Source organism: Metaplanococcus flavidus (assembly GCF_042675885.1).
GTDB lineage: Bacteria > Bacillota > Bacilli > Bacillales_A > Planococcaceae > Planococcus > Planococcus flavidus.
In genome coordinates, this window is the sequence record NZ_JBHTKI010000003.1 from 26,372 (window position 1) to 40,989 (window position 14,618).

11 protein-coding genes are annotated in these 14,618 nt (G+C 46.2%); all 11 read left to right on the top strand.

Going from position 1 to position 14,618, the window contains the following annotated elements:
* Positions 1 to 180 precede the first annotated feature (180 nt).
* The 11 genes from betA (at position 181) to ACFQ1X_RS01450 (ending at position 14,539) form a co-directional block, all read left to right on the top strand.
* Positions 181 to 1,863 (top strand): choline dehydrogenase, encoded by a 1,683-nt coding sequence (betA, locus tag ACFQ1X_RS01400; RefSeq protein ID WP_144840359.1) that lies wholly within the window; start codon positions 181 to 183, stop codon positions 1,861 to 1,863.
* A 215-nt stretch (positions 1,864 to 2,078) separates the two neighbouring features.
* Positions 2,079 to 2,588: a YehS family protein gene (locus ACFQ1X_RS01405; protein WP_144840360.1), complete on the top strand. Its 510-nt coding sequence runs from the start codon at positions 2,079 to 2,081 to the stop codon at positions 2,586 to 2,588.
* A 160-nt stretch (positions 2,589 to 2,748) separates the two neighbouring features.
* Positions 2,749 to 3,693 (top strand): formylglycine-generating enzyme family protein, encoded by a 945-nt coding sequence (locus ACFQ1X_RS01410; RefSeq protein WP_144840361.1) that lies wholly within the window; start codon positions 2,749 to 2,751, stop codon positions 3,691 to 3,693.
* 14 nt (positions 3,694 to 3,707) lie between these two features.
* Complete coding sequence (locus ACFQ1X_RS01415) at positions 3,708 to 5,003, top strand: sulfatase family protein (RefSeq protein WP_144840362.1); 1,296 nt, start codon at positions 3,708 to 3,710, stop codon at positions 5,001 to 5,003.
* A 280-nt stretch (positions 5,004 to 5,283) separates the two neighbouring features.
* Positions 5,284 to 7,641: a glycoside hydrolase family 65 protein gene (locus tag ACFQ1X_RS01420; protein WP_144840363.1), complete on the top strand. Its 2,358-nt coding sequence runs from the start codon at positions 5,284 to 5,286 to the stop codon at positions 7,639 to 7,641.
* An 86-nt stretch (positions 7,642 to 7,727) separates the two neighbouring features.
* Complete coding sequence (locus ACFQ1X_RS01425) at positions 7,728 to 8,984, top strand: ABC transporter substrate-binding protein (RefSeq protein WP_144840364.1); 1,257 nt, start codon at positions 7,728 to 7,730, stop codon at positions 8,982 to 8,984.
* A 97-nt stretch (positions 8,985 to 9,081) separates the two neighbouring features.
* Entirely contained in the window at positions 9,082 to 9,957 is an 876-nt protein-coding gene (locus tag ACFQ1X_RS01430) for a carbohydrate ABC transporter permease (protein WP_144840454.1), read from the top strand.
* Positions 9,957 to 10,793: a carbohydrate ABC transporter permease gene (locus ACFQ1X_RS01435; protein WP_144840365.1), complete on the top strand. Its 837-nt coding sequence runs from the start codon at positions 9,957 to 9,959 to the stop codon at positions 10,791 to 10,793. Before ACFQ1X_RS01430 ends, ACFQ1X_RS01435 begins: the two co-directional genes overlap by 1 nt.
* 24 nt (positions 10,794 to 10,817) lie before the next feature.
* On the top strand, positions 10,818 to 11,525 hold the full coding sequence (locus tag ACFQ1X_RS01440) for a YesL family protein (RefSeq protein ID WP_379081047.1): 708 nt from the start codon (positions 10,818 to 10,820) through the stop codon (positions 11,523 to 11,525).
* Between the two features lie 27 nt (positions 11,526 to 11,552).
* The gene (gene pgmB / locus ACFQ1X_RS01445; protein ID WP_144840367.1) at positions 11,553 to 12,236 is read left to right on the top strand and encodes a beta-phosphoglucomutase; all 684 of its coding nucleotides are present in this window, start codon (positions 11,553 to 11,555) and stop codon (positions 12,234 to 12,236) included.
* A 32-nt stretch (positions 12,237 to 12,268) separates the two neighbouring features.
* On the top strand, positions 12,269 to 14,539 hold the full coding sequence (locus ACFQ1X_RS01450; protein WP_144840368.1) for a glycoside hydrolase family 65 protein: 2,271 nt from the start codon (positions 12,269 to 12,271) through the stop codon (positions 14,537 to 14,539).
* Positions 14,540 to 14,618: the final 79 nt, after the last annotated feature.

Here is a 14,618-nt window from a genome sequence, read left to right on the forward strand (position 1 = left end):
TTCCATAAGTTCGTTGCAGTGTTTTTATGCAGCCAATTTGGAGCTGACGAATTAATTAAAGTAAATACCCTATAGAAAAGAAATCAGAGTGAATTTGATAGCAGAAGAAGGGCCACGGCAATGAATTATTGCCGGTTGGATTCCTTCCTTGCGGTTTCAATATTCGAGGAGGAACAGAAAATGAGTGAAAGATATGATTATATTGTTGTTGGAGGCGGAAGTGCGGGTTCAGTGCTCGGCGATCGTTTAAGTGAAGATGGTACAAAAAAAGTACTTGTTCTGGAAGCGGGGCGCAGTGACTATTCATGGGATCTATTGATTCAAATGCCGGCAGCTCTGCCATTTCCTGCAGGCAACAGCCTTTACGATTGGAAATATGAATCTGATCCTGAACCATTTATGAATGGGCGCCGCATCAAGCATGCTCGCGGTAAGGTGCTCGGCGGATCGAGTTCAATCAACGGAATGATTTATCAACGCGGAAATCCCTTGGATTATGAGCGCTGGGGAGCTGACAATGGAATGGAAACATGGGATTTTGCTCATTGTCTTCCATATTTCAAACGTTTGGAAACAGCTTTGGCATCTCCGGATGATGATCTTCGCGGCCATGACGGTCCGATTAAACTGGAGCGCGGACCTGCTACAAATCCGTTGTTTCAAGCTTTCTTCAATTCGGGAGTAGAGGCTGGTTATTCACGGACGCCGGATGTAAATGGATTTCGCCAGGAAGGATTCGGACCATTTGATAAGCACATCTTCAATGGCAGACGCTTGTCAGCTTCTCGTGCCTATCTGCATCCGGCAATGAGCCGCCGGAACCTGACGGTGAAAACGCGGGCTTTCGTTACGAGCATCGATTTTGAAGGCACACGCGCCAAAGGATTAACGTATAAGCAAAATGGCAAAATCCATCGAATCGAAGCGGATGAAATTATCCTTTCCGGCGGTGCAATCAATACGCCGCAGCTGCTTCAATTGTCGGGAGTCGGAAATGCGGAACACCTCCGCTCACTTGGCATCGATCCGGTAGTTGATCTTCCGGGTGTAGGAGAGAACCTGCAGGATCACCTCGAAGTCTACATCCAGCATTCTTGTCCGCTGCCTGTCTCGCAACAGCCAAGCTTAAACAAAGCGCGGATGCCGTTTATCGGGTTGCAGTGGATTTTTGCTCGCACCGGACCGGCCGCAACCAATCATTTCGAAGGCGGCGGTTTCGTCCGTTCGAATGAAGATGTCAAATACCCGAATCTGATGTTCCACTTCCTTCCGGTCGCTGTAAGGTATGATGGGCAAAAGGCGGATACCAAGCACGGATTCCAAGTGCACGTAGGACCTATGTATTCGGATGCGAGGGGTTCATTGAAAATCCGCTCGAAAGATCCGAAAGTTTATCCGAGCATGGTCTATAATTATCTTTCGACTGAGCAGGATCGCCGTGAGTGGATCGAAGCGATAAGAGTGTCCCGGAAAATCATGTCGCAGCCGGCAATGTCTCCCTATAATTCAGGAGAAATGTCTCCTGGACCTTCCGTCAGCACAGATGAGGAGATTTTGGAATGGGTGGCGAATGATGCTGAAACTGCACTTCACCCATCCTGTACAGCGAAAATGGGACCGGCTTCGGATCCAATGGCTGTCGTAGACCCATTATCGATGAAAGTGCACGGATTGGACAACGTACGGGTGGCGGATGCTTCTGCCATGCCTTACGTGACGAACGGCAATATTCATGCCCCTGTGTTAATGCTGGCTGAAAAAGCGGCGGACCTTATCCTTGGACGTGAGCCACTCGAGCCGATCGATGCTGACTTCTATCGTCACGGCGTTCATCCGGCTGATGCAGGCACGGTGACAAAATAAAAAATTCCATCAAATGCCCTCTTTCCTTATGTATCTGTTCATTGAACGTACATTGGTGATAGAGGGTTTTCTTTTAATTGATCAAGGCAATGATTTCAGGAATGCGGAATAGAATCTTACTGACAGCTTGGTGCATATGTTTATAGACAGCAGTCCAGCGGCCACCTATGCTATCATTAGAAGATAAATTCGGTTTTGATACAGGAGGTTTCACGATGGACAACAATGATATTTTAATCCGGCTGCGCTATGCGCTGGATATTAAGAATAACGATATGGTGGAAATTTTTAAGCTGGGCGGCATCCAGCTGACTAAAGAAGACATGCAGAAGGTGCTGACGAAGACACCGGAACGCGACGAAGATGAAGATGACAGCATTTTTACAGATAACGGCAATGATGATTATATGCCGGTGGACAACGCGATGCTCGAGTCGTTCCTTAACGGTTTTATCATTCACAAGCGTGGGCGGCAGGAAGGCCAGACCGGGACGCCGCCGCTGACCAATGAACCATCGAAGAATCTGCTTTTGAAGAAAGTGAAGATTGCGCTCCAGTTGACGAGTGAGGATATGCTTGAAATCCTGCAATCTGCCGGAGTGACCGTTTCAAAAAGCGAATTGAGCGGCTTGTTGCGCAAGCAGGGCCATAAGAATTACAGCCTCTGCGGCGATCGCTACGCACGCAATTTCCTGAAGGGCCTGGCGCTGAAGTACAGAAAATAAACAGGACAAACCGCATCTTTTGGTGCGGTTTTTGTTTTGGCTCAATAAATTTATTTGATTGGAATTATAAAGAGAAGTTTCTTCAGGAGAAATATTCTTTATTTGCAGGAATCAGTCTGAGAAAGAGAGAATTCGAAGGGTGTCGGGAGGAGGAATTCGAATGGAACGCGAAACTGAAGCTTGCTGTGGGGTCAGCAGGCCAAAAACGACAGCAGAAAAGTCGAGTGGAAAAGATGAAGTCCTGTCGCTCAATCAGAAGAACGAAATTTATTTTACAGAAAAAATGGTGCGCATTGAAGGCGGCACATTCCTCACGGGAACAAACGATGCAGAAGGATTTCAGGCAGATGGCGAAGGGCCGGTGCGTGAACGGAAAGTGGAATCGTTTTTAATGGACAGCCACACCGTCACGAACGCTGAATTTTCCCGATTCGCCAAAGAGACGGGATATGTAACCGAGGCCGAAATGTTCGGCTGGTCGTTTGTATTTTATCAATTTATTTCCCGGGCTATAAATACCGAAATTCAGCAAGTGGCGGCGACTCCCTGGTGGTTCGCGGTCGAGCGGGCTTACTGGTTCCAGCCGGAAGGTCCGGGCTCATCGATAAAGGGAAGATTGGATCATCCGGTTATCCATGTGTCATGGAACGATGCGCAAGCTTTTTCGAAATGGGCCGGCAAGCGTTTGCCGAGCGAAGTTGAATGGGAATACGCAGCGCGGGGCGGTCTGCAACAGAAGAAATATCCATGGGGCGATGAATTGACGCCGAACGGCGAACATTACTGCAATATTTGGCAGGGAATATTTCCGAATTCGAATACCGGAGAAGATGGCTATGCCGGAACGGCGCCCGCTTGTTCATTCCCGCCAAATGGATTTGGTCTTTACAATATGGCCGGCAACGTGTGGGAATGGTGCGCAAACCCATTTGAACAAGAGCTTACAGAAGAGGTGAAGGAAGAGAACGTTCACAGAGCCATGCGCGGAGGATCTTATTTATGCCATGAATCCTATTGCAATCGGTATCGGGTAGCGGCACGGACCTCGAATACAATGGACAGTTCTGCAGGCAATATCGGATTCAGGTGCGTGGCAGATCTGTAAAAGGAGGTATCAGCATGACGAAGAAGTTGAACATCCTGATGGTGATTTCACATGACACAGGCCGGCATTTGGGCAGTTACGGAAAGAAAGTGGAGACTCCGGAACTGGATAAGATTGCAGAAGAAGGAATTCAGCTTGATAATTATTTTTGCTCCCAGCCCCAATGCAGTCCAAGCCGGGGCAGTATCCTGACAGGAAAGTACGGACACAATCATGGGTTGATGGGGCTCACGCATCTTGGACATACGATGAAAAAGGGAGTCAAAACCATCCCTTCAGAATTAAAAACGATTGGATATGATACTTGGCTGTTCGGATTTTTTCATGAATCCATTGACGGCGTTTATGAAGGAGGGAAATTGGGATACGAGCATGTTGTGGAAGTTCCAGGAAATGCCGCCAGTAAAGTTACAGATGAACTGGAAGAATTTTTGAAAGAACGATCAGCATCCAAAAATGAAGCACCGTTTTACGCGTCAGTCGGATTCGAAGAAACTCATCGTCCGTTTGATGGCTTTGAACCGGATCCAATTGATTCTGTGGAAGTGCCGCCGTACTTGCCCGACACAAAGGAAGTCAGGGAGGATATCGCCTTTTTCCAGGGCTCGGTCAAGGAGTTGGACCGGTCTGTCGGGAGGATTACAAAAATGCTGGATGCCGCCGGTCTTGCTGAAAATACCGTGTTGATCTATACGACCGACCATGGAATCGCGTTTCCAAGGGCAAAAGGGACATTGCTGGATGCCGGATTGGAGACGGCTTTGCTGATCAGATTTCCAAAAGGGATGGTAAGGGAAGGAAGCAGGAAGGATGCTTTATTGTGCAATATCGACTTACTGCCGACGTTGCTGGAAATTGCTGGAGGACAAGTGCCGGAAGGGATTGATGGGCGCAGCTTTCTGCCTTTATTGAAAGAGGAGGAGTACACGGAGCGAGATCATTTTTTCTGTGAATTGACATGGCATGACCGTTACCATCCGATGCGTGGAATCAGGACACATGATTTTAAATATATCCGGAATTTTGAAGACGGTCCGAAAGTTTATCTGCCGTACGATATTTACACAAGCTTGTCCGGGAAAGTGGTTAGAGATGATTATGCTGTGCCGAATTCCAAAGAAGAGCTGTATGATTTGAAAGCCGACCCACTTGAAGAGACAAATTTAGCCAACAATAAATCCCATCACACGAAATTAGTGGAGTTAAGGGAACGAGTCATGGCCTGGATGAAGGAAACACAAGATCCTTTGCTGAAAGGACCGGTTCCAGGGGTGGAAGCGGAAGAGTGGCAACAGCAACATGATAGATAAAGGGAAGAGTTGTCAGCATGAGCTGATAACTCTTCCTGCCGTTCATCCATCAGCTGAAATGGAATATCCATTGACTATTAAAATGGATGGATTTATACTATATAAAATAGCGAATATACAGAAAATACTAAATATATAGTCAACTTAGGTGACTCGAGAGATGGAAAGGTTTACAGACATTTAAAACGGTCCGGGCAAAACCTGAAGGGGCCATCTCGCTTTTTTATGCGAAAACTAATGATTTCAGATACTCGGACAACTCCTGAAGGGGGGAACTGTGATGCTGGATTATTCGCTCGGACAGGGAGCATATGAAAATTGGGTCTTGGCCGAAAGGGATTTTTCCGCCCTTCATCTGGGGAAAAGCGAAACGGTGATGATGCTGGGAAACGGCTATCTTGGTTTGCGTTCTGCAACTGAGGAACCTTATTTGAATGAACAGAGAAATCTTTTCATCAACGGAACCTTTAATCAGGCCGACAAAAACGAAGTGACAGAATTGCCGAATGCCGCAGACACAACCCGGCTGGATATTCGGATTGACGGGCAGCGTTTCAGTCTCGAATTCGGAAACAGTGAGGATTACAGCAAACAGCTGAACCTGAAGAATGCTGAACTCATTCGTTCATTCGTCTGGACATCACCGAAAGGAAAAGAACTGCAATTCCGCTTCAGCCGCTTTGCATTTTTTGACAATCTTCATTTAATTGGAATGAAGATGGAAGTTGAATGTCTGTCGCATGCTGTCGTGTTATCAATCGATAGTGGCATAGATGCGCGGATGAGCAATTCCGGCGTTCAGCATTTCCTTGAGGGAGACCATAGAATTATTGAGGAGCATTTTCTGCAGCTCACTCAAACGACCACTCAATCGGAAATCGATTTTGTCCATAACGCTGTACATATATTAAAAATCAACGATGAGAGAATTACTGGCAAAGCGGATAAAGATATCGACCGGAGAAGAGTATGGCTGTCCTTTGAAGCCGGTCTGGAGCCGGGCGACAGCTTTGAGATGGAAAAACTCATTACAGTGCATACAAGCCGGGACAAAGACAGGGACGCAGAGCCTTATAGTTTGATGCACTTGCAGAAACATTCACATGCAGAACTAAAGAAACTCGAAGAAAAAGGCTACGAAAAACTGGCGGAATCGCACCGGCTGGCGTGGCAGAAAAAAGTGTGGGATGAATATCCCTTTGAAGTGGAAAGTGAAAATCCGACAGATCAACTGGCGCTCCGTTTTTCGCTGTATCATTTGACCGCCATGGCGCCGGCACACGATGACCGGCTGGGAATCGGCGCAAAAGCCTTAAGCGGCGAAGCGTACAAAGGGCATTCGTTTTGGGATACCGAAATTTTTATCTTGCCATTCTTTATTTTTTCAGCGCCGGAGACAGCAAGATCCCTGCTGACATACCGTTACCGGGGATTGCCGAGTGCGCGTCGGAAAGCCATAGAAAACGGCTATGCCGGAGCCATGTATCCGTGGGAAATGGCATGGCCGACCGACGGCGAAGCAACTCCGGAATGGGGCGGAATCGATATCGTCACCGGCGAGCGGACGAAAATCTGGCCCGGACTTATTGAACATCATATTTCCGCTGACATCGCTTTTGCAGTTTACCAATATGCAAATGCCACCGGTGATAAAGAGTTTATGGAACGTTATGGTTACGAGATGGTTTTCGAGACAGCCAGATTCTGGGCAAGCCGACTCGAATGGAATGAAAAAAGACAGCAATTCGAAATTACCGATGTCATCGGTCCGGACGAATACAAAGAACATGTCGACAATAATGCATTCACGAATTATATGGCGTATTTCAATTTAAAGCTGGCGATGCATTATGCGGAGGTAGTGGAAAAGAAAAATCCGGAGCTGTTTGCGAAATTTGATGTGGAACAAGCTTATTGTGAGTGGCACAGTAAAGCGGCGCAGCTCCATTTACCGAAACCGCGCGAGCCGGATTCGATCCTTCCCCAGGACGATACGTATTTGCAGTTGCCGGATATCGATCTTGGTAAATATAAGAAACAGAAAAAATCCAGAACAATCTACCGGGATTATAACCCGGAACAGGTCAACAGGATCCAAGTGACGAAACAAGCTGATGTTGTGCTGCTGTTCTATTTGATGGAGCAGACGTTTTTGAAAGATGATTTCCGTTTTACCCAACAGGCAAAACGGGCGAATTTCCTTTATTACGAAGCGCGCACGCTCCATGATTCTTCGCTGAGTTTAACGACACATGTCATTGCGGCAAATGATATCGGGGAATATGAGTATGCTTACGAATTGTTTCGAAGGGCCTGCTTGATTGATATGGGACCGAATATGGATTCTTCCGATGATGGAATTCATGCGGCAGCAATCGGTGGAATCTGGAAAGCAGCGGTGTTCGGGTTCGCTGGCGTCCGCCAGTCAGAGGGCGTGCTGAAAATAAACCCGCGGCTGCCGGTGAAATGGAAGCGCATGCAATTCAGGATTTATTGGCAGAGCCAGTCTCTGCAATTCGATATAACAGATAAACTGCTGAAAATTACGTCGGAAGGCAATAAATCCATTCATGTTGAAACGGATGGCACCGGCTATGAGCTTCTTCATTCACTGGAAATTCCGCTTGCTGATTACTGAAGCTCTTATTCTCTGAATAGTGAATTCAAATGAGTCAATCATTTTTATTGCTGTACAATTTCAAATACTCAAAGGGGGCACCAACAATGGCGGTTAATAAGAAGTTTCTCAAAGGTATGGCATTTTTCGCTTCAATGTCGGTTTTGGTTGCATGTGGGGGTGAAGACACCGGAGACAATGGAGATGGAGGGGGAGAATCAGAAGGGGAAGCGTCGGGAATTACGATTTTCCAAAGCAAAGTTGAAATTTCCGAACAGCTTGAAGAGGCTGCGCAGGCTTATACGGAAGAAACAGGGGTACCTGTGGAAGTGATTGGAACAACTGGTGACGATTATGCGCAGCAATTGCAGATCCGTTTGAACAATCAAACGGGGCCTTCGATCTTCAGTATTCAAAACACGGAAGTGGCGGAACGTCTCGAATCTTATCTATACGATTTAAGTGATGAAGAATTTGTAACGAATATCGCGCCTGATATGGAATTGATGCTGGACGACAGATTGGTCGGCATTCCATACGGTGTCGAAGGTTTCGGGATTGTCTATAACACCGAAATGGTCGACCCTGAGGATATCCAGGATTATGAGTCGTTTGTAAGTACATTGGAAGATTTTAATGCAGAAGGAATCAACGGTTTTGGCCTTTCTTCTGAAGCCTATTTCCTGATCGGGCATATCAGTAACTACCCATTCTCGCTCCAGGAAGATCCGGTGGAATTCATGGAACAGTTGACGAACGGGGAAGTGTCTTTGACAGAAACGGAAGAGTTCCTGAGATTCGGGGAATTTATGGAAGCGATCAGAGCCAATACACCAACTCCTTTAAATACCACCTATGACACACAAGTTGGTGATTTTGCAGCTGGCCAGACAGCGATGATCCATCAAGGGAACTGGGCTGCAGGAATGCTTGAGGAATTCGATGTTGATTTTGAAGTTGGCATGGCGCCATTCCCGCTCGAAGGCAATGACAAGCTGGCAGTCGGGGTCGGCAGCAACTGGGCAGTCAATGCGCAGAAGGACCCAGCGGAAATTGAGGCCGCAATCGAGTTCCTTGACTGGCTTCATACAAGTGAAACCGGCCAACAGTTTATCGTGGAGGATTTCGGATTTATTCCAGCGATGACAAACATCGAAGCTGGAGATCTGGATCCGTTGTCACAAGCTGTTTTGGAAGCATCGAACAGCGGAGAAACAATTCCTTGGGCGCATAACTACTATCCTGCCAACGTGGTTCCGAATGATTTTACGCCAGTTGCGGAGAGCTTCTTTGTCAATGAAGATATGAGCGGCGAAGAACTGGTTGAAGATCTGGAAGCAGCGTGGCAGAACGCTGCCCAATAAACGAATTTAAAAAATAGCAGGAACACGTCTTTCAGGATGTGTTCTGCTTTTTCTGCACAGGCAGAGGAAACGCAGCATCAGGAAAGTGGGGATGAGCGTGGCGAAAAGGAAGAAAATCGTCTGGTATTTAATATTTACAGTGCCATTATTAATTATTTTTACAATTATCGTACTCGTTCCATTTATCGTCGGAATTTATTACGCTTTCTTTGACTGGGATGGAATTGGTGCAAATCCGATGACATTTACAGGTCTTGAGAACTTTGTCAGATTGCTCGATGACAGCCGTTTTCTCCGATCTACATGGTTAACTGTCCTCTTTACCGTGTTATCTGTAATCACGGTGAATGCAGTCGGGCTTGCGTTTGCGCTTCTGGTAACATCCAAACTGAAACTGGCCAATTTGGCAAGAACGATGCTTTTTATGCCGTATCTGATCGGCGGACTGATTTTGGGGTATATCTGGCAGTTTGTCTTCCTCGATGTTTTCACGTTGATCGGTGATGTCACCGGTTTGGAATCGATTTTCTTCAATTGGTTAAACAATGAAGATTTTGCGCTGTTTGCGCTCGTTTTCGTCTTTACCTGGCAGATGGCGGGTTACGTGATGATCGTTTATATCGCAGGTTTGCAGGGAATTCCCGGAGAAGTGATTGAAGCGGCCCGAATCGACGGGGCCGGCGGCTGGCAGCGATTTATGAGGATCACTGTGCCTCTGCTGATGCCGGCGTTTACGATCAGTTTATTTCTTACGCTTTCCTATGGTTTTAAAATCTACGATGTAAATTTGTCGCTGACGGGAGGCGGACCCGCAAATGCGACAGAATTGTTTGCCATGAATATTTACAATGAAATTTTCGGCTACAGTAATTATGGCTATGGGCAAGCGAAGGCGATTGTATTCTTTGTCATCGTTGCGGCCATTACACTGACCCAGGTATATATTACGAAAAAGCGGGAGGTGGAAATGTGATGAGGGTTATAAGAAATTGGTCGAGAGAGATACTGCTCTTTTTGATGGCGCTGCTGTTTCTGTCTCCCATCTACATTATCTTTATCAACTCTTTTAAAACGCGGAGTGAATTATACGAAAATACGCTGGCATTTCCCGCACAATTCACGTTGGAGTTTTATGAGGGTGCAATGGCACGGATGGATTTTTTCAATGCCTTTTTAAACTCGATGTATGTGACGATTGTTTCGGTCGTCTTCATCGTGATCCTGTCATCGATGACAGCCTGGATGCTGGCAAGGTCAGGCAATTGGATCAGCACCGTGATTTTTATGACGATGATCGCGACGATGCTGATTCCTTTCCAGACGATTATGATGCCGCTGATGCAATTGGTTACCGGTATAACGAGGAATACCGGAATCCCTTTATATAACTCACTCAGCGGTTTGATCTTCATGAACATCGGCTTCCATGCGGCGCTATCGGTGTTTCTCTACCATGGTTTCATCAAGTCGATTCCGATTTCGCTGGAAGAAGCGGCGACAATCGACGGAGCTTCAAAATTCGGCGTGTTCTGGCGGGTTGTTTTTCCGATTTTGACGCCAATTACGGCTACAGTGATGATCTTGAACGTTATCTTGATCTGGAATGATTTCCTGTTGCCATCATTGACGTTGATCGACAGGGATTTGCGCACAATCCCGTTGTCTGTGTTTTACTTTTTCGGTGAATTCACCATTGAATGGAATATGGCGATGGCAGGACTGACGCTGACCATTATACCGGTCGTCATCTTTTATATAATTTCGCAGAAATACATTATTAAAGGGATCGGCGAAGGCGCAGTGAAATAAAGATTTTTGGGAATGGGGGGTATTATGCTTGAACTGAAGGGAATCAGCAGTGTTTTTTATGCAATGAGCGAATGGATCATGCGGTTTTCCGGTGTCAATCTGCTGTGGTTCGGAGTAAGCCTCCCCTTCTTCCTGTTGTTTGTGACAGTGGAAATGAGCAGTTCCGGGGGCCTCATTTATTTTGGAATTGCTGCCTGGCTTCTCGGAAGTCTGCTGTTTTTTCCAGCTACGGCAGCGGTCTTTTCAGTTGTAAGGGACTGGATTATGGAAACGGAACCCTCTTCCATTGCTAAAAGTTATTTTAAGCATTTGAAGGCGGATTATAGAGGAAATGCGAAAATGGGGGCCTTCTTTTCTCTCATATGGCTTCTTTGGTATTACGGTTATTTTTATTTGTACACGGCAAAAAACAGCCTGGCTATCATTTTATTGTTATTCGGATTGGCAATGTTCGTTTTTACCGTCAACTATCTGTCGATTAATGCCCATTACCGGATGAGCAGTATTTCGAAGGTGAAAAATACATTTTTCCTCTCAGCAGGCAAACCGTTGATGAGTCTGGCAGTCGCATTTGTAAGCGGAATTTTATTATGGCTCAGTACGACGCAATTGCTGTGGCTTTTCCCGCTGGCGTCCTGTTCGATGATTGCTTTCCTGTCTTTTAGCGCCTTTTACCGGACTGCTCAAAAAATAGGCGGCAGTTCAGCTGTGGATGAACCGGCTGATTCTTGATTGCTGAAAAAGAAAGGACCGAAACTTATGCCTCAATCTCCAAAACTCATCATATATGATCTGGATGGTGTCATTACGGATACAGCGGAGTTCCATTTTTTGGCGTGGAAAAAATTGGCTGACGAATTGGGGATCCCCATTGACCGGCATTTTAATGAACAGCTGAAAGGAATCAGCCGTATGGACTCCCTTGACCGGATTCTGGAGCAGGCTTCGCCGCCAATGAAGCTGTCAACTGAAGAAAAAATCGAGCTCGCGACCCGGAAAAATGCTTATTATCTGGAATTGATTGAAGAGATCAGTCCGGAGCATATACTGCCCGGCATCAAAGCTTTATTACAGGCGAATAAAGAGGCGGGCATCAAGACAGCCATTGGTTCAGCGAGTAAAAATGCTCCGCGCATTTTGGAAAAGCTGGGGCTTGGCGATACTTTCGATCATATCGTCGATGCGGCGGAAGTGAAAAAAGGCAAACCAGATCCCGAAACGTTCACTGCAGCCGCCGATGCCCTCGGTATTGCTTATACCGATTGCATCGGAATTGAAGATGCGGTGGCAGGCGTGGAAGCTATAAACCGCGCTGGGATGTTCTCAGTAGGTGTCGGGGACAAAGCGCATCTGTCGCATGCTGATTATTTGGTGAGTGCAACAAACGAGCTGGTTTTCGAAGAGATTATCAGGCGATTCCAAGAGAAGCAAAATCTTTCTTAAACAAGCAACTCAATGCTGGAAGGAGGGGTGAAATGAGCTGGAAACTGACGAAATACGAACTGGATAACGCGAGTTTATTGGTCAATGAAAGCCTGCTGTCCCTCGGCAATGGCTACCTCGGGGTCAGAGGGAATTTTGAAGAAGGGTACCCGGAAGGATACAAATCGATCCGCGGAACTTATATCAATGCGTTTCATGATGAAACGGAAATTACGTACGGCGAGAAATTATACGGATTTCCGGAAACACAGCAAAAAGTTTTGAATATTGTAGATGCCCAAACCGTAAAGATTTATGTGGAGGGCGAACTCTTTTCTTTATTTGAAGGAGAAGTTCTGTCGTTTGAACGGAATTTGCATTTGGATGAGGGGTTTTCCGAGCGGATTGTGCACTGGGTCTCTCCGAACGGAAAAGAAGTGAAAATCCATTTCAGACGGCTTGTGTCGTTTGTGACAAAGGAACTGTTTGCCATCGACATTGTCGTGGAGCCCATCACACCGGTGGACAGGGTGGAAATTGTTTCTACTGTCAATGGCGATGTCACTAATTTTGTCGATAAGGACGATCCGCGCGTAGCTTCAGGACATGCGAAGCGTCTTCATATAACCGAAGTCAGGCAAGACGGCGAAGTGGGAATTATAAAAGCGACCACATATCAAACAAAGCTGGAAACTGCCTGTATTTCATCATCCCGAATGACAGCAGAGAAACACGAATACAGCAGCAGCCAAACGGACTATTCTATAGAAGAAACTTATACTTGTTATGGCAATGAACCTATGCATTTTTTTATATGTAATATTTTTACAGATACATTGAGGCATGGGAAGCATCCTATTGATGAAGGAATCATACTTCTTCGCCAGGTTCAGGATAAGGATTTTGATGAACTTCTGGCAGAGCAAAAGGCATATTTGGATAAATTCTGGGCAATATCGGATATTGTCATTGACGGTGACCAGCTGGTGCAGGAAAGCATCCGCTTTAATTTGTATCAATTGCTGCAGTCGGTCGGCAAAGATCCGGCCAGCAATATTGCAGCTAAGGGTTTATCGGGGGAAGGCTACGAGGGGCATTATTTCTGGGATACCGAAATTTATATTTTCCCGGTCTTTCTGATGACGAATCCGGAGATCGCGAAAAATCTGCTTCTTCACCGTTATTCGATTTTGGAGCATGCGAAAGAACGGGCAAAGGAATTGGGACATGAAAAAGGCGCTTTATTCCCATGGCGCACGATTACGGGAACGGAAAGTTCCGCATATTTCCCTGCAGGAACTGCGCAATACCATATCAGCGCTGATATTGCCTATAGCTATATCCAGTACTATTTGGCAACCCGGGAAGAAGATTTTATGAAGCGCTACATGGCCGAGGTGTTGTTTGAAACCGCCCGCCTGTGGGCAGATACGGGTCATTTGCAGAACGGACTGTTCCGGATCGATGACGTGACGGGTCCGGACGAATACACCTGTATCGTCAACAATAATTATTATACGAATGTCTTGGCGAAACATAATTTATTGTGGGCTGTAAAAATCTATTATTTGCTGCAGGAAGAGGATGAAGATCACCTGAAGCAATTATCAAGCCGGCTTGAATTGACGGAAACAGAAGTGAATAATTGGCAAATAGCCGGTGATAATATGTATTTGCCCTATGATGAAACTTTGGGAATCAATGCACAAGATGACAGTTTCCTTCAAAAAGGGAAATGGGACCTGAAAAATACCCCGCGCGAAAAATTTCCGTTATTGCTGAACTACCACCCGTTGACGCTGTATCGCTACCAGGTATTGAAGCAGGCTGATACGGTGCTTGCCCATTTTCTGCTGGAAGATGAACAGGATTTTGACACCATCAAGAATTCCTACGATTATTATGAAGCAATCACGACGCACGATTCTTCTTTATCTTCCTGCGTCCACAGCATCATGGCGTCAAAGTTGGGATATTCAGAAAAAGCCTCCAGCTATTTTAATGAAACTGTACGCCTTGATTTGGACAATACCCATAAAAATACGAAAGATGGTTTGCATATGGCGAATATGGGCGGCACCTGGCTCGGCATCGTCTCCGGCTTTGGGGGGCTGCGGCTGAAGGAAAGTGGCCTTGCGCTTTCTCCGGTCCTTCCGGCGGAATGGAATTCATACGAATTCCATGTACGTTATCAGGGCAGGATGCTGAAAGTCCATAAAAATCGTGAATCGACAGTCTACACACTTCTTTCGGGAGCGGATTTGGAAATCACCCATGAAGGTGAACCGCTTTTTTTGGAAAGTGGGAAGGAAATTGTTGTTTGAAAGCTTGCGGAAAAGGAAGCCTTATCCTTAGCAGATGCTGAGGCTTTTTATATACGGGATTTTATTTTGGAGATTGGTC

Coding starts and splice junctions, on each gene's coding strand:
- ACFQ1X_RS01440 (WP_379081047.1), top strand. CDS start 10,818: ATGCTTGAACTGAAGGGAATCAGCAGTGTTTTTTATGCAATGAGCGAA.
- ACFQ1X_RS01410 (WP_144840361.1), top strand. CDS start 2,749: ATGGAACGCGAAACTGAAGCTTGCTGTGGGGTCAGCAGGCCAAAAACG.
- ACFQ1X_RS01450 (WP_144840368.1), top strand. CDS start 12,269: ATGAGCTGGAAACTGACGAAATACGAACTGGATAACGCGAGTTTATTG.
- ACFQ1X_RS01435 (WP_144840365.1), top strand. CDS start 9,957: ATGAGGGTTATAAGAAATTGGTCGAGAGAGATACTGCTCTTTTTGATG.
- ACFQ1X_RS01420 (WP_144840363.1), top strand. CDS start 5,284: ATGCTGGATTATTCGCTCGGACAGGGAGCATATGAAAATTGGGTCTTG.
- betA (WP_144840359.1), top strand. CDS start 181: ATGAGTGAAAGATATGATTATATTGTTGTTGGAGGCGGAAGTGCGGGT.
- ACFQ1X_RS01425 (WP_144840364.1), top strand. CDS start 7,728: ATGGCGGTTAATAAGAAGTTTCTCAAAGGTATGGCATTTTTCGCTTCA.
- ACFQ1X_RS01415 (WP_144840362.1), top strand. CDS start 3,708: ATGACGAAGAAGTTGAACATCCTGATGGTGATTTCACATGACACAGGC.
- pgmB (WP_144840367.1), top strand. CDS start 11,553: ATGCCTCAATCTCCAAAACTCATCATATATGATCTGGATGGTGTCATT.
- ACFQ1X_RS01405 (WP_144840360.1), top strand. CDS start 2,079: ATGGACAACAATGATATTTTAATCCGGCTGCGCTATGCGCTGGATATT.